The sequence below is a fragment of the Enterococcus hailinensis genome (genome assembly GCF_045862035.1).
Taxonomy (GTDB): Bacteria; Bacillota; Bacilli; order Lactobacillales; family Enterococcaceae; genus Enterococcus_A; species Enterococcus_A hailinensis.
Window position 1 is genome coordinate 106,539 of the sequence record NZ_BAAFRV010000006.1, and the last position, 16,332, is coordinate 122,870.

The window sequence follows — 16,332 nt, forward strand, 5'->3', positions numbered from 1 at the left end:
AACTAGAAAGCGTTTTATATACTTGGGTTAAGAGCTATTAGGGAAGGAGGAAAACTATTAAAGGCAAATTATCAGTTATGGAGTTTGAACAGTCTTAGGTTATCTAAGGCAGTATTTTTCTTAAAACGGGTAGGCTGTTTTAAGTATTTTATTCGTTTTGAGTGGCTATTTTTGAACTAGAAACTAAAACAAGGATGGAAATATCATTGAAAAATAAATCTTTAGCGAAGGTCGGACTAGTTGCGGTTATTGTATTATTGAGTATCAGTGCGTACTTTATTCCACCGATACGATTAAAAGTCACGCAAGTTCTAGCATTATTTAGTTCCATGAGTGTCGAAAATATTGCAGAGTATCTGCGTTCTTTTGGTGTTTGGGCAATCTTGATTTCTTTTTTATTAATGATGTTCCAATCGGTCATTGCTCCGCTGCCAGCTTTTTTGATTACCTTTGCCAATGCTGCAGTTTTTGGCTGGTGGCAAGGGTCATTGCTTTCTTGGACGAGTGCTATGGCGGGTTCGTTGGTGTGTTTTTATATTGCACGGATCGCCGGTAGAGATTTGGTTGAACGTTTGAATAAAAATTTTTCATTGGAATCGTTAGATAATTACTTTGATCGGTATGGGAAACATACGATTTTGATTTGCCGATTACTGCCTTTTATTTCATTTGATTTTGTTAGTTATGCTGCGGGGTTAACAGCGATCAAACCGATTCCTTTTTTGATCGCAACAGGAATCGGACAATTACCAGCGACGATCGTCTATTCTTATGTGGGCAGTAATTTATCCGGAAATACGAAAACAGTTCTTTTTGGTTTGTTGAGTATGTTTGCTTTATTTATTGCCGTTTATATTTTTAAACAGCTTTATCAAAGTAGACAAATAAAAAAAGACGTCCGTCAGTAATAGAACTGACGGACGTCTTTTTATTGCTGATTTTGCTCGATGTAATGTTCATAAAGAGTATCCAAAAATCGGATCTCTGTTACATTTCGATAAGGCAACACATAAAAATTGGTTACCTGAAAAATTGCTAAGATGGTCCAAAAGAAGAATGAAGCGCGTAAAATCAAAAATTCTAATTTATAGCCATGCATGATTTGTCGGCTGAGTAATATAGCATCCGATGCACTCAATGTTGAATCTTTTTCTAATAGGTAATTCGCCATGGCGTAAGAAGCTGATTTTACGATTCCTGGGATAACCAATAGTAATGTCCAAAAGAATGTATAGATTGCAATTAAGACATTAGCTTTCAATACGCGATTTTTTTGTGCTTTGATGAAATAAGCAAAAATTTTGAGACCATCTGCTTGATTGCCCCGCAATGTATGGATCGCACACCATTGGAAGGTGGCAGTAGCTAAAGAAGCAATCAAAAACATTGCTACGATCGCCAATAACATAATCAAGAACCAGAAGAAATGAGCAAATGGAGAATAGCTATAACCATAATTATAATAATCATAAGAAGAGTAAGCAGGTCCAAAGATACTTGCGAACCAATAGCTAGTTCCTTGGCTGATATACTTAATAAATGCGATCCGAAAAATAAGGTTAACGACCCATTGAGCAATGAGCCATAAAATAATCGTTTTAAACCATTCGCCATAACGGCCAGATAATTTTTCTTGAGCAACTTTTTTTATTTCTGCACGGGTGATATTTAATCCAGCTGTTGGTTCCAACTTCAATTCAAAAGAATCATCCGTTTGAAATTGACTTGTATCAGTTGTTTCATGATTTCGTGTTTCTTATTCCAAATCACACCCACATGCTGGACAAAATTTAGCCCCAGCTCTTAATTCTGTCCCACAATTTGGACAATAATTCATGTTTTTCACTCTTTTCCTTCGATAGATAGCTTTAGTATCTCATTTTCAGAAAATAATTACCATCATTATCAAAAGATTTTTAGCGAGTCAAAACTAGAACAAAAAACACTCAAATCCTTGGTAACAAGGACTTGAGTGTTTGTAAGAAGTCTTACATTAATTTGTTGTAGAATTCAACGACTAGAGATTCGTCGATTTCTGGGTTGAATTCATCACGTTCTGGTAAACGAGATAAAGAACCTTCTAATTTGTCAGCGTCAAAGCTTACGAAAGCAGGACGACCAACAGCAGATTCAACAGCTTCTTTAACTGTGATCATGTTTTTAGATTTTTCGCGGATACCAATTACTTGGCCAACTTCTACTTCGTAAGAAGCGATATCAACACGTTTGCCATCGACAGTTACGTGACCATGGTTAACTAATTGACGAGCTTGACGACGAGTTGAAGCTAAACCTAAACGGTAAACAACGTTATCTAAACGACGTTCTAGTAAGATCATGAAGTTAACACCGTGTTTACCTTCTTTGATTTTGCTAGCGCGTACGAATAAGTTACGGAATTGACGTTCGTTTAATCCGTAGATAAAACGTAATTTTTGTTTTTCTGACATTTGCAAGCCGTATTCTGATTTTTTACCACGGCTGTTTGGTCCATGTTGACCTGGAGCGTATGGACGACGTGCTAATTCTTTCCCTGTTCCTGATAATGAGATACCAAGACGACGAGATTGTTTCCATGATGGTCCTGTATAACGTGACATTAAAAATTCCTCCAATAAATTGTATTTGGAGTAAAATAATCCGTTTGAAAAATTCATATCCGTGTAGTTCGTTCTTCAATCTTCGCCTTCGCAGCCGCGGTTACGCAATTGAACCAATACTGGCAACGAACTGGGGACGGGCTATTACTCTTCTGCTGCATTATTTTACACAGATGTCAGTATAACGGACAAAGGGAAGGTAAGTCAAGTTAAGCTATTGCAATTCTTAAATAAATATGATAAATGATCCATATATAGGTAATGCGGTACTTTCTACTTAAAAAAAATGATAGAATAAAAGAAAATAAAGCAAATTTTGCAAATTCCTTGAAACTTATCTATATTCCTAAAGGAAGAAAACGTTACTGCACGTTTTTGCTTATTCAATTCGTACCAACAAATACATATAAATGGAGAGATAGATTTTGGAAAGAAAATTGATCGCACTAGATATTGATGGCACCTTGTTGAGCAGTCAGAGAAAACCTTTGGATAGTACAATCAAAGCTTTAAAAGCGTTACGTGAAGCAGGACATTTAGTGATCATCGCGACTGGACGCTCACGTTTATTGGCAGGCGAAGTGATCCATCAATTAGGCTGTACGAATTATATCATTTGTAATGGTTCAGCTGCGTTTCTCGATCATGAACAAGTTTATAAACATACGCTTGACCGTGAAGCGTTGACGCGAATGATTGCTTTTGCAGGTGAACGAAAAATAGACGTCATGCTCTTTGGTTTAGATTCATTCGCACGTGTGACTGATTATAATGGCGGAAAAGTCAATGAAGCTATGGCTTCATTTGGCCAAGCGGCTCCAGATTATCAAAAAGATTATTTTGGGCAACATGAAGTGTATCAAGCATGTGTCTATTATGATAAGTCGATGGATCAAGAATTTGAAGCAGCCTTTCCAGAATTTCGAATCGTGCGTTGGCATGAAAATAGTGTTGATATCATCCCAGATCCAGGCTCAAAAGCCCAAACTATTTTAGCTTTAGCAAAAAAAGTCGGTATCAAACCTGAAAACATCATTACTTTTGGAGATGGAAACAACGATATCGAGATGTTAAATCTTGCGGGAACTGGCGTAGCAATGGGAAATGCCGCAGATCATGTTAAAGATGCTGCCAATATTGTGACTGACACCAATGATCAAGACGGGATTTATAAAGCCTTACGTCAATTAGAATTAGTCCATTAAAAAATGATTGAGATAAACATTAATAAGGCTCAAGTAATTGCAGTAAGAGTACAGATGTTTTTTCGCAAAAAGAAGCTGGACCAAAGTATTTTCTACTTTTGGTTCAGCTTCTTTTTCTATTTAAATAGAAACAACTAGTCTAATGATGCTAGCTATTTTGTATCTAAAGCTAATCTAGGAGTCATTTTTACATATAAGAAACTCAAACAAAATCCGACGAATGTTGGGACGACCCAGCCTAGGCCAAGCGAAGCGAAAGGTAGGTAGTGGTGATAGAAAGTCAATAAAGCATTAACGATCGGTTGTGTAGCCACCACTTGTGGTGCATTGGCCAACATGTCCAAAACAGCAGGAACCAGAGTAAAGGCGATCGTCATTTGGTAAACGAATGGATTTTTATCAAAATATTTTGCAGTTAATGATAGTAAGATCAAGGCTAATGACAAAGGATATAGCAGCATCAAGACGGGTAATGACCATTGGATGATCCGATCAAGTCCAGCATTAGCAACTACAAATGAAACGAAGGTCGTTAAACGCAACCAATTTTTATAGCTGACACGTGGAAATAATTTATGGAAATCTTGAGCGAAGGATACAACTAAGCCCATGGCTGTTGTAAATACGCCTAATGTTACTAATACTCCAAGAAAAACAGAACCAAAGTCAGATAAATAATAATGAACGATTTGGGCTAAGGCCGTTCCGCCATTATCTGAAAGTTGGAAGTGATTTAAACTCATTGCTCCCACTAGTACTAAACCAAAATAGATAACGACTTCTAACAAAACACTGAAAAGACCAGCTTGAGCAGTGATTTTAGCTTCATTTTTTTGAAAACCCATAGCTTTGACGGCATGAACGACAGTGACGCTAAAAGCTAATAATGCAACAGCATCAACAGTGTTATACCCTTGCAAAACACCATTAGTTAAAGGATGGTGTGCGTAATCTGTAGTAGCTGCATGATTTAGATTACCCATGGGATGGAAAAAAGAAATTAAGAAAACGACGGCTAATAAGACTAAGAAGATCGTGTTCAAATATTTTCCTACATAGGTCATTAATTTATTTTGGTGTAAAGTTAAAAAGTATGCGAGTGCAAAGAAAGCGGCAGTAAATAAAAACATTCCTAGACTCCAATATTTTTCAGCTAAAAATGGTTTAAAACCAATTTCAAAAGCAGTTGCGGCTGTTCTCGGAGTCCCAAAAAAAGGCCCGATCGTCAAATGAACTAAGATCAAAAAGACGGCCGCATATTTTTTGCCGACAGGACGAGCAAGATCATAAAGCCCATCACTTTTAGTAACGACGACGGCTAAGATAGCTAAAAATGGAAATAGCGCACCCGAGATAGCAAAGCCTAAAGCAGCGACAAACCAATGATTGCCGGCCAATTGTCCTAGATGGACGGGAAAGATCAAATTACCTGAGCCAAAAAACATACCAAAGATCAAAGAACTTAAAACGAATAATTGCTTCCAAGAGATTTTTTTTGTAGATTCCATCATAATTGTTTCCCCCTAATAGTCATGGTGATTTTTTCACCTTATGGGTCATATGATTAATCTACAAAGGCTGATTAATCATACGACCTGCTGTGTATATTGAATAAGATTCGAATGTCGCAAATATCAGTATCCATAAAAATCCCCCCTTTAAATAAAAAAAGAACCCTTTTTCCAATTGATTGGAAAAAGGGTTCTTGAATGAACGGTGCCACCTTTTGTTTTACTTGTTCACAGACGATGAAAGCGATCTGCTAGCCCGATAATGGAGGCCGCCACAATGTTCTACTTATCGACATTGACTCAGGAATGATGTTCAAAATAGTTGGGATTGCTGCTTCTCACCATTGACAGCTCTCTGAGAATCCATACCTATTTTTACTGTTTCCGTCTACGTTTTAACTATTTATTGTTTATTATCATAGCAAAAAATTAATAAATTGCAATAATTTTCTTTAATTTTTTTAAGAATTAAATTTAAACTTTTTTTGGACTTGCGACGCAATCTTTTATTTTTAAGCAAAAACAACTATAATAAAGCCAGACGTTTAACTAGAGAAGGGGAAAAAAAGTGCGCTTACTATTTATTGGGGATGTTGTGGGTTCATTAGGCCGACAAGTGTTGACAGATTATTTGCCGCGATTAAAACAAAAGTATCATCCGCAGGTTACGATCGTTAATGGAGAGAACGCGGCGGCAGGCCGTGGAATCACTGAAAAAATTTATAAAAAATTTCTACAAGACGGTGTGGATGTCGTCACGATGGGAAACCACACCTGGGATAATAAAGCGATTTTTGATTTTATTCCGGATGCCAAAAAAATGATCCGTCCAGCCAATTTTCCGGCCGGCACACCTGGACAGGGCATTGTTTATGTAAAAGTAAATGCGATCGAATTAGCGGTGATCAATTTACAAGCCCGTTCATTCATGGTCGATTTAGATGATCCATTTCGTGTAGGCGATCAATTGATCGCCGAAGCTCAAAAACGAACACCTTATATTTTTGTCGATTTTCATGGAGAAACGACTAGTGAGAAGCAAGCAATGGGTTGGTTTGCTGATGGCCGCGTATCGGCAGTTGTCGGAACGCATACCCATGTCCAAACCAATGACGCACGGATTTTACCCAAAGGAACAGCCTATCTGACAGATGTTGGTATGACAGGGCCTTATGATGGGATTTTAGGAATGAAGAGAGGTCCGATCATTGAAAAATTCTTAACGGCTTTGCCACATCGCTTTGAAGTGATTGATGAAGGTCGTGGAATCTTGTCTGCTTGTGTGATTGATTTAGACAAAGACGGTCACGCGAAGAAAATCGAAACGATTGTGATCAATGATGATCGACCATTTAGAGAATAGGAGTATCAAATGAATTTAGCAAATGAAGCCGCCGTTGAAGCGGCTTTAACACATTTAACGGCATTATTAAGCGAAAATGAAGCGATCGTTCGCTATCAGCAGCTTCAAAAACGTATCGATGAAAACGATACTTTAAAGGAATTAGAAGAAGGAATCAAAACAGCGCAAAAAGCGGCCGTTCAGTTTGCTCATTATGACAAACCAGAAGCAGAAAAAGCGGCGTTGAAAGAAGCTGATCGTTTGACCCAAGAATTGAATCAACACCCACTAGTAACTGCCTATCGAGAACAGCTGATTGAAGCCAATGATTTATTACAATATTTGACTACCATGATTCAAAAGGAAGTCAATGAAGCATTGGAAAATGATGCTTGATCCGTTATACCCATTAAGAATTAGGAGGAGCACGAATGCCTCAAAAAACTAAAAACACGCCAATGATGGAACAATACTTGGCGATCAAAGAACAATATAAAGATGCCTTTTTATTTTATCGTTTAGGCGATTTTTATGAACTATTCAACGAAGATGCGATCAAAGTTTCACAATTATTGGAGCTGACTTTGACGAGTCGAAATCGTAATGCAGATGATCCAATCCCTATGTGTGGTGTACCGCATCATTCTGCTCAAGGGTACATCGATACTTTAGTAGAACAAGGCTATAAAGTAGCAATCTGCGAACAAATGGAAGACCCGAAACAAGCTAAGGGAATGGTCAAACGTGAAGTTGTCCAATTGATCACGCCGGGCACCTTGATGGAAGGTAAAGGGATTGAAGCGAAAGCCAATAATTTTTTAACTGCTGTTGTGTATGACAATAATAAATTTGGTTTTGCTTATGTCGATCTATCAACAGGTGAATTAAAGACCGCCTTATTACAAGATGAAGAAGCGGTCATGAATGAAGCGACCGCTTTACAAACAAAAGAAATTGTCTTGGGCAGTGAGATTCCTGAAAATTTACAAAAAAATCTAGCTGAACGTTTAGGTCTAGTATTCTCAACGCAAGAAACAATTGAAGATAATGCAGAGTTCAGTTTTTTAACAGCAGACATCAAAGAAGCACTAGAAAAAGAAGCGACTGGGAAACTGTTGACGTATTTATCTGTGACACAAAAACGTAGTCTAGGTCATATCCAAAAAGCAGAGGAATATCAAACCGAACATTTCTTGAAATTGGATTATTTTTCTAAGACTAATCTAGAATTGACACGATCCATTCGAACAGGTAAAAAACAAGGGACATTGCTGTGGCTGCTGGATGAAACTAAGACGGCGATGGGTGGACGTTTATTAAAACAATGGATCGATCGTCCATTGATCCAAAAACGGCAAATTCATGCTCGCCAAGCGATGGTCGCATCATTATTGAATGCTTATTTTGAACGCATGGATCTAAACGAATCATTGACTAAAGTCTATGATTTAGAACGTTTAGCTGGGCGGGTGGCGTTTGGAAGTGTTAATGGACGTGATTTGATCCAGTTAAAAACATCTCTGATCCAAGTCCCGCAAATCCGGCAATTACTAATGGGGATCAACCAAGGAGAATGGAACGATTTATTGGTCGATATGGAACCAATGGATGATTTAGTATCGTTGATCGAAAAAGCAATCAATGAGGATACGCCATTACAGATCACCGAAGGAAATGTCATCAAAGATGGCTATGATGAGCAACTCGATCAATACCGCGAAGCGATGCGAAATGGGAAAACTTGGTTAGCTGAATTAGAAGCACGGGAACGTGAAGCAACTGGGATCAAAACATTGAAAATTGGCTACAACCGTGTTTTTGGGTATTACATCGAAATTACAAAATCCAATCTTGCACATCTCGAAGAAGAAAAATATGAGCGCAAACAAACGCTAGCAAATGCTGAACGGTTTATTACTCCCGAGTTAAAAAAATTAGAGACATTGATTCTAGAAGCTGAAGAAAAATCAGTTGCTCTAGAGTATGACTTGTTCTTAGGTGTACGTAACCAAGTAAAAAAAGCAATTACTCGTTTACAAAAACTAGCTAAAAGTTTAAGTGCAACCGACGTCTTGCAAAGCTTTGCAACCGTCAGCGAACGGTATCAGTATGTGCGTCCAACCATGGAAAGCGGAACACATAATCTTCAGATCACAGAAGGCCGTCACCCGGTAGTCGAGAAGGTTTTGGGTCATCAAGAATATATTCCGAATAGTGTCCATATGAATCCAGAAGAGATGTTATTACTGATCACTGGTCCTAATATGTCAGGTAAAAGTACGTATATGCGTCAATTGGCGTTGACGGTCATCATGGCTCAAATGGGTTGTTTTGTTCCAGCTGAAAGTGCAGAACTGCCAATTTTTGATCAAATATTTACGCGAATCGGAGCTAGCGATGATTTGATTGCGGGGCAGTCGACCTTTATGGTGGAAATGATGGAAGCAAATCAAGCCTTGCGTCATGCGACACCGAATAGCTTGATTTTATTTGATGAGCTCGGACGCGGAACGGCTACCTATGATGGGATGGCTTTGGCTCAAGCAATCATCGAATATATCCATAAACATGTTAAAGCAAAAACATTGTTCTCGACGCATTACCATGAACTGACTGTGCTGGAAGAAAATTTACCGCAGTTAAAAAATGTTCACGTCGGTGCTGTGGAACAAAATGGCGAAGTGGTTTTTTTACACAAGTTGATGGATGGTCCGGCAGATAAAAGTTACGGGATCCACGTGGCTAAAATCGCTGGGATGCCGACCGAATTATTGTCTCGAGCCGCAACGATCTTAGCTGCTTTAGAAGCAGATGCACCAGTGCAAAAAAATGTAGAGGTTTCAGAAGATACCGAACAATTATCATTGTTCAATGAAGTATCGACAGCCGAACTAGGTGTCGTTGATCGATTGAAAAAAGCCAATCTTTTAGAAATGAATCCTATGGAAGCTTTAAACTTCTTATACGAGTTACAAAAGCAAATCTAATTTTTGCTCTTCGCCTAGTTTAAATCAGCGAAGAGCAATTGATTTATTCATAGAAAGGAGCAGTTTGATGGGGAAAATCCAAGAATTATCTGAACGTTTAGCTAATCAGATCGCTGCGGGTGAGGTCGTAGAGCGGCCGGCCTCCGTCGTGAAAGAATTGGTGGAAAATGCGATCGATGCGAAAGCGACCCAAATCGATATTTTGATTGAAGAAGCGGGTCTTAAAAAAATTCAGATCGTCGATAACGGTGAGGGAATCAGTCAAGAAGATGTAACCAATGCCTTTAAGCGCCATGCGACGAGCAAAATCCATAATCGTGATGATCTATTTCGTATTCGAACACTGGGCTTTCGCGGAGAAGCTTTGCCATCGATTGCTTCTGTTTCAGAACTGACTTTAGAAACAGCTACCGCTGATGAATCTCAAGGGTCGTATCTTTTCTTAAAAGGTGGAAAAATAGAAGAGCAACGAGCAACTGCTCTACGGACAGGAACGAAGATCACCGTTGAAAATTTATTCTTTAATACGCCTGCGCGCTTAAAATATGTCAAATCACTGCAAACAGAATTATCCAACATTGGTGATATTGTCAATCGGATGGCTTTAAGTCATCCGAAAATCGCTTTTCGTTTAGTACATGATGGGCACAAGATGATGACTACGAGCGGCAGTGGGGAATTGAAGCAAACGGTTGCTGGTATTTATGGTGTGGCGACTGCTAAGAAAATGCTCAAAGTTGAAGCAAATGATTTAGATTTTGAACTGCAAGGCTATGTATCTTTACCAGAAGTCACACGAGCAAGCCGCAACTATTTGTCCGTAATCATCAATGGTCGTTATATCAAAAACTATGCGTTGAATAAAGCCATCATCCAAGGGTATCAATCAAAACTGATGGTGGGCCGTTTTCCAATCGCCGTCTTAGAAATCACGATGGACCCGTTGTTAGTCGATGTGAATGTCCATCCAACAAAACAAGAGGTGCGATTATCTAAAGAAAAAGAATTGATGGACTTGATCAGTCGAGCAATCGCAGAAAGCCTGCGTCAAATCAATTTGATTCCTGATGTGGGTGAAAATCCTAGTTTTAAGCGTAAAGTTGAAAAGATTCACACGGAACAATTGGATTTACCATTAGAAGAGCAGCCGAAGAAAAAAAGTGATCTAAACTATGACCCGAAGACTGGTATTTTTTATGTAGAACCAAAGACTGTAGAAAAAGCATCTTTTGAAGCAGAAATTCCGCTAAAAGAAGAATCACCGATCACGGAATTGAATGTTCCTTTACCAACAGAACCAGAAAGAGCAACCCTTATCGAAGAAAAGACAGCCGAGTTATCAGAAGAAATAGCTGAAGAACCAGTGATCGATGAAAGTAGTTCAAGTGATCATCCGGAATTTGATTTGAGTACGCAATCAGGCGAAAAAATCGTTGAGCAAGCAATCAATAAATTAGAAAATGAACAACCACAAGCCCGTTTTCCGATGTTAGAATATTTTGGTCAAATGCATGGAACCTATTTATTCGCTCAAAGTAAAGACGGCCTATACATTATTGATCAGCACGCCGCTCAGGAACGAATCAAGTACGAATATTTTCGTGAAAAAATTGGTGATGTTTCAGATGATCTACAAGAATTATTGGTGCCGTTTGTACTAGACTATCCCAATAACGATGCTATAAAGTTAAGGGAACAAACAGAATTGTTGCAAGAGGTCGGAATTTATTTAGAAGAATTCGGTCCGAATAGTTTTATTGTCCGTGCCCATCCTACATGGTATCCATCAGGGCAAGAAGAAAGTATCATTCGTGAGATGATCGATATGTTATTGATCACGGGCTCAGTCAGTGTGAAAAAATTTCGTGAAGCAACGGCGATCATGATGAGCTGTAAACGTTCGATCAAGGCGAATCATCATTTGAATGAAGCACAAGCACGGGTGCTGTTGACGGATTTGGCAACGTGTGAAAATCCATTTAATTGTCCGCATGGGCGGCCAGTATTGATCCACTTTAGTAATAGCGATATGGAACACATGTTTAAACGAATTCAAGACCCGCATTAGGATAATTAAAGGAGTAAAGTGATGGCAGTTATTTTAGCTTCACAGTCACCAAGAAGAAAAGAATTGCTGAGTTGGCTGGTTTCAGATTTTTCAGTTCAGCCTGCAGATATCGATGAAGAAGTAAAAGATCGATACGCACCGAAAGAATATGTGATGGAAATGGCTCGCCAAAAAGCAGCAGTGATTGCAAAGAAACATCCCGAAGACTTAGTGATCGCGAGTGATACGATCGTTGTATGGCATAATCAGATATTAGGAAAACCCAAAAGTCGTGAAGAAGCTTTTAACATGCTAAGTGGGATGAGCGGTGAGACTCACTTGGTCTATACTTCTGTTGTGATCCGCAGAGCGGATCAAATCGTCGAGCAATTGACCTTTGCAAAAGTAACTTTTTATCATTTAAGTAAAGCAGAAATTAATCATTACTTAGACAGTGAAGATTATAAAGATAAAGCAGGTGCTTATGGCATTCAAAATGGTGCAGGTGTTTTTGTAGAAAAAATCGAAGGTGATTACTACAGTATCGTAGGCTTTCCGGTTGGAACAGTTAATCAAATGTTAAAAAAATTCAATTAACAACGAACAGCTTCGGCTGTTCGTTTTTTTTAGTTCAACTGCTATTGAATGAAGGGAAAATTAATCAATTATTTGAGCAGATTCTTCGTGTCTTTTTTTTGAGGAGCGTATGCTTAATGTGTATAAAATTTGATTGAAAGCAGGGGTCATGATGGAAAAAGAAGAATTAAAGCAAAAACTTTCACCGATGGAATATGCTGTAACGCAAGAGAATGCTACGGAACGTCCCTTTTCTGGAAAATATGATGATTTTTATCAAAAAGGGATCTATGTAGATATCGTTAGTGGTGAGCCATTGTTCTCCTCTAATGATAAATATGATGCTGGTTGCGGTTGGCCGGCTTTTAGTCGTCCGATTCAAAAACGTGGTGTCGCTGAAAAGGCTGATTTTTCACACGGGATGCATCGCGTGGAGGTTCGCAGCAAAGAAGCCGACTCGCATCTGGGACATGTTTTTAATGACGGACCGCAAGACCAAGGCGGATTACGCTATTGTATCAATTCAGCAGCATTGAAATTTGTTCCCTTTGATGAGATGGATGATCAAGGTTACGGAGAATATAAAACGATCGTTAAGTAAGCTGTGTCAAAGTTTCGACACAGCTTTTTTTCAGAAAATGTATGAAACAATGACAAATTTTGGTGTAGATAGCTCTTTTTTTTCGCTATACTAAAACCATCATACATTTAGAGAAGGCGATTTTTTATGAAAATGTTTAAGGAGTTAAGTTTATTATTACTTTATTCTGTTGTCGGTGAAGGATTACGGCTGTTTTTAGGTCTGCCAGTACCGGGGAGTATTATTGGAATTCTTTTATTATTTCTTTCTTTCCAAACAAAGTTGTTGAAACCTTCTGATATTGAAGAGACAGCCAACTTTTTATTAAATAATTTAACGATTTTATTTGTGCCTGCGGGTGTTGGCTTGATGCAATACTATGGTGCGATCAAATATACTTGGCCGATCTTACTTGGAGCGGTTGTGTTATGTTCGTTGGTTTCTTTAGTCGCTGTTGGGAAAACCGCAGAATTGGTTGAAAAGTTCAGTATCAAGAGCCATGAAGAAAAAGAAGTCTTGTTAGAAACAGTTGAAAAGATTCGAGGTGAAGTCGATGATTTCAGCGCTGGCGAGTAATCCGCTTTTCGGTCTAGCATTAACATTAGTGATCTATGCAGTGATGACGAAATTATTAAGTAAAGTAAATATCCCCTTTATCAATCCACTGATTGCCAGCGTCATTTTGATTATCATTTTATTGAAGGTCAGCGGCATCAGTTATAAAGCATACAACATGGGGGGCAATATTTTCACGATGATGATCACCCCAGCAACAGTAGCGTTAGCCTTACCGCTTTATCAAAATTTTGATAAATTGAAAAAATATTTTTTACCAGTGATCTTGGGAACTTTAGTCGGTGTCGTATTAAATTGTTTATTGAGTGTCGGCATCGGTCGTTTGTTCTCTTTAAAAGAAGGAATCGTGGTTTCGTTATTGCCTAAATCTGTAACGACCGCTATCTCAGTCGATCTTTCTAGTCAAATGGGCGGTATCTCACCAGTAACTTTGGCAATCGTCGTTTCGACGGGTATTTTTGGCGCATTAGTCGGAACAAAAGTTTTTCAATTGTTCAGAATCGAAAGCCCAGTTGCCCAAGGAATCGCATTAGGAAGTACCTCTCATGCGATTGGAACAGGTCGAGCAATTGAAATCGGTGAACTGGAAGGGATTCTATCTGGTTTATGTATTTGTGTAAATGGGTTAGTGACGGTTGCTTTGTTGCCGACATTATTTCACTTGTTTGAAAGTATTTAATATCAACTCCTAGTACTCTTTTGTTAAAATGAAGTACGAAGGAGTTTTTTTTATGTATATAAACGCACGTGAATTACAACATTACGAAAAAGATATTTATTTAGGTGTTCGTTTAATGGAAGTAATGGATGATGGTGAGATGTATAAACGCAGTGAATTAGCTGAAGCATTAAATTTAGATAGTCGTAGTGTCCAACGCTTGTTGGAGGAGCTCGATAAAAGTTATCAGCGTTTTACAGAAACGGATCTGTCATTAGTTGCAAAAAATAATAACACTTATCGTTTGGTCATTGCTGGACAAGTCATGGAAGAAAATCAATTTTTAGTGGATTTGATCCGTCATTCATTGACTTATCGTTTGCTGCATTTGCTGATTACTGGGACAGCACGGACGATCAAAGAATTAAGTGAGCAATTGTATCGCAGTGAATCTACGATCCGGCGAAAGTTGAAGGATTTAGCCAATGAATTAGCGCCGCTTGATTTAACGATTGAAAGAGGAAGCGTCTTTTTTGCGGCAGAAGAATCCGTTGTTAGGATGTATCTATCTGTTTATTACTGGCGGATTTTTCGGGGCAAGGATTGGCCATTTGCGCCGTTACAACATGACTTGGTCAAAAACATCAGTCGTAGGATCCAGCAATTTTTTCAAGTGGCTTTGAATCCTTTGAAGGAGCAACGATTGGAGTATTTGGTCGCCGCACATCTTTTAAGAGAAGTTCAAAATCATGAGTTGGAAAAAAATGAACAGGTCCAACGAACATTGATCAATGATCCGTTGTTTAAGGATTTTTCTAGGCAGTTACTACCAGTATTACCAAGTTATTTCCATGAACAAGACTCAGTCGGAAATTTATTTTTGAACCTCTTGACACGCGAAGAATACTATCATGTTCCGCTGATGACAAAAAAAATCCAGTATCTGTTAGCAAAAGAACCTTTTTCGGTCATGGATGAAGTCTCTGCAATGGCGCTGCTTTTGGAAAAGAAAATCAATAACGAAGCTACTTGGAAAAAATTACAAAGCTTACAAGCCGAAAATTATTTGATCAGCGGCCATTTATACCATCGGCTTTTTCCGATGATTCGTTTTAACATCAATGGCAAAGCTTTTTGGACGATGATCACGCAGCAACAACCAAAATTAGTGGCTTTTGTAAGTGAAATTTTAGCAGATCAAGGTGGAAGTGAATCAATTTTATTCGGTCGCTACCTATCAGTATTACGACGGTTGCCTGAATTGACTGTTCGCCCCGTTGTCCGGATTTTTTTACAGACAGATCTGCCTGAATTTGAAGAAACAATCTTACGGGAAGATGTGCATCAATTTTTAGCCAATGATTACCAAGTTGTTTTTGAAGAAAATCCTACAGAAAGCGACCTCTGTTTAACTACGAGTTTATCGTATCAAGATGAAGAAGTGCCCACGTTAATGATCGCACAGGAATTGCGAATGTCGGATTATCTAGCGTTGATCCAGTTATTGCAAGGATTCGGCGGTAAGAGTTTTTAACCGCCGGCTTTTGTGCTAAAATAATGAGAACATATGTGCTTGTGCACTTGGTTTTATTTACATAAGCTAGAAAAAGATGATACAAGTTTATCGTAAGAAAGGAACAGCTATGTACGAATATATTACAGGTCGTTTGACATATATCAGTCCAAGTTATGTTGTTTTGGATGTGAATGGGATCGGCTATCAAATCGCGTTAGGAAATCCTTATCGTTACAGTAGTAAAATGGAGCAGTCAGTCACGATCTATGTGCAGCAGATCGTTCGAGAAGATGCCCATTTATTGTATGGTTTTGAATCACTTGCAGAAAAAGAATTATTTTTACGTCTGCTTTCAGTTTCAGGTATCGGACCTAAAAGTGGTTTAGCTATTATGGCTAACGAGGATCATCAAGGTTTGATCCAAGCAATCGAAGCGGGAGACGTGACTTATTTGACGAAATTCCCGGGCGTGGGTAAGAAGACTGCTCAACAAATGGTCTTAGACTTAAAAGGCAAGTTGACTGAATTGATGGACGATCCAATGTCCTTGTTTTATGAAGGCCCTGACAGCAATGACAAAGCGTTATCAGAAGCAATGGAAGCCTTGCAAGCATTAGGTTATAGCCCAAAAGAAATCAAAAAAGTCGAAAAAGCCTTGGCGAAAGAATCGTTGGAAAATACCGACGATTATTTACGAGCTGCGTTAAAATTAATGATGAAAAAGTAGGAGGATT

At 38.6% G+C, this 16,332-nt stretch carries 16 protein-coding genes; 12 read left to right on the forward strand and 4 right to left on the reverse strand.

Annotation, left to right across the window (positions count from 1 at the left end):
* Positions 1 to 200: 200 nt before the first annotated feature.
* On the forward strand, positions 201 to 908 hold the full coding sequence (locus tag ACKTSC_RS06620) for a TVP38/TMEM64 family protein (protein ID WP_407857201.1): 708 nt from the start codon (positions 201 to 203) through the stop codon (positions 906 to 908).
* Between the two features lie 20 nt (positions 909 to 928).
* Here the strand turns inward: ACKTSC_RS06620 and ACKTSC_RS06625 are convergent, their stop codons facing one another.
* The 3 genes from ACKTSC_RS06625 to rpsD form a co-directional block, all read right to left on the reverse strand.
* Positions 929 to 1,696, reverse strand: coding sequence for a DUF975 family protein (locus ACKTSC_RS06625; RefSeq protein WP_407857171.1), 768 nt, complete (start codon positions 1,694 to 1,696; stop codon positions 929 to 931).
* A 60-nt stretch (positions 1,697 to 1,756) separates the two neighbouring features.
* On the reverse strand, positions 1,757 to 1,837 hold the full coding sequence (locus ACKTSC_RS06630; RefSeq protein WP_407857202.1) for a zinc-ribbon domain-containing protein: 81 nt from the start codon (positions 1,835 to 1,837) through the stop codon (positions 1,757 to 1,759).
* 151 nt (positions 1,838 to 1,988) lie between these two features.
* On the reverse strand, positions 1,989 to 2,600 hold the full coding sequence (rpsD, locus tag ACKTSC_RS06635) for a 30S ribosomal protein S4 (RefSeq protein WP_332580206.1): 612 nt from the start codon (positions 2,598 to 2,600) through the stop codon (positions 1,989 to 1,991).
* A 425-nt stretch (positions 2,601 to 3,025) separates the two neighbouring features.
* On the opposite strand from rpsD, the gene ACKTSC_RS06640 reads away from it, so the two are divergent.
* Positions 3,026 to 3,805 (forward strand): HAD family hydrolase, encoded by a 780-nt coding sequence (locus tag ACKTSC_RS06640; RefSeq protein WP_332580205.1) that lies wholly within the window; start codon positions 3,026 to 3,028, stop codon positions 3,803 to 3,805.
* Positions 3,806 to 3,957: 152 nt separating this feature from the next.
* Here ACKTSC_RS06640 and brnQ read toward each other — a convergent pair whose 3' ends face one another.
* Positions 3,958 to 5,313: a branched-chain amino acid transport system II carrier protein gene (brnQ, locus tag ACKTSC_RS06645; protein WP_407855900.1), complete on the reverse strand. Its 1,356-nt coding sequence runs from the start codon at positions 5,311 to 5,313 to the stop codon at positions 3,958 to 3,960.
* 571 nt (positions 5,314 to 5,884) lie between these two features.
* On the opposite strand from brnQ, the gene ACKTSC_RS06650 reads away from it, so the two are divergent.
* The 10 genes from ACKTSC_RS06650 (at position 5,885) to ruvA (ending at position 16,325) form a co-directional block, all read left to right on the forward strand.
* Positions 5,885 to 6,679 (forward strand): TIGR00282 family metallophosphoesterase, encoded by a 795-nt coding sequence (locus ACKTSC_RS06650; protein ID WP_407857172.1) that lies wholly within the window; start codon positions 5,885 to 5,887, stop codon positions 6,677 to 6,679.
* A 9-nt stretch (positions 6,680 to 6,688) separates the two neighbouring features.
* Positions 6,689 to 7,054: a YlbF family regulator gene (locus tag ACKTSC_RS06655; protein ID WP_407857173.1), complete on the forward strand. Its 366-nt coding sequence runs from the start codon at positions 6,689 to 6,691 to the stop codon at positions 7,052 to 7,054.
* A 35-nt stretch (positions 7,055 to 7,089) separates the two neighbouring features.
* Positions 7,090 to 9,645, forward strand: coding sequence for a DNA mismatch repair protein MutS (gene mutS, locus ACKTSC_RS06660; protein WP_407857174.1), 2,556 nt, complete (start codon positions 7,090 to 7,092; stop codon positions 9,643 to 9,645).
* Positions 9,646 to 9,712: 67 nt separating this feature from the next.
* A complete protein-coding gene (gene mutL / locus ACKTSC_RS06665; protein WP_407857175.1) occupies positions 9,713 to 11,713 on the forward strand; it encodes a DNA mismatch repair endonuclease MutL in 2,001 nt (666 codons plus the stop codon).
* Between the two features lie 21 nt (positions 11,714 to 11,734).
* Complete coding sequence (locus tag ACKTSC_RS06670; protein ID WP_407857176.1) at positions 11,735 to 12,289, forward strand: Maf family protein; 555 nt, start codon at positions 11,735 to 11,737, stop codon at positions 12,287 to 12,289.
* Between the two features lie 148 nt (positions 12,290 to 12,437).
* Complete coding sequence (gene msrB, locus ACKTSC_RS06675; RefSeq protein WP_407855869.1) at positions 12,438 to 12,869, forward strand: peptide-methionine (R)-S-oxide reductase MsrB; 432 nt, start codon at positions 12,438 to 12,440, stop codon at positions 12,867 to 12,869.
* 126 nt (positions 12,870 to 12,995) lie between these two features.
* Positions 12,996 to 13,424, forward strand: coding sequence for a CidA/LrgA family protein (locus tag ACKTSC_RS06680; protein WP_332580198.1), 429 nt, complete (start codon positions 12,996 to 12,998; stop codon positions 13,422 to 13,424).
* Complete coding sequence (locus tag ACKTSC_RS06685) at positions 13,405 to 14,103, forward strand: LrgB family protein (protein WP_407855901.1); 699 nt, start codon at positions 13,405 to 13,407, stop codon at positions 14,101 to 14,103. Before ACKTSC_RS06680 ends, ACKTSC_RS06685 begins: the two co-directional genes overlap by 20 nt.
* Before the next feature lie 52 nt (positions 14,104 to 14,155).
* A complete protein-coding gene (locus ACKTSC_RS06690; RefSeq protein ID WP_332580196.1) occupies positions 14,156 to 15,616 on the forward strand; it encodes a helix-turn-helix domain-containing protein in 1,461 nt (486 codons plus the stop codon).
* 109 nt (positions 15,617 to 15,725) lie between these two features.
* Complete coding sequence (ruvA, locus tag ACKTSC_RS06695; protein WP_332580195.1) at positions 15,726 to 16,325, forward strand: Holliday junction branch migration protein RuvA; 600 nt, start codon at positions 15,726 to 15,728, stop codon at positions 16,323 to 16,325.
* The last annotated feature ends 7 nt before the right edge of the window (positions 16,326 to 16,332 follow it).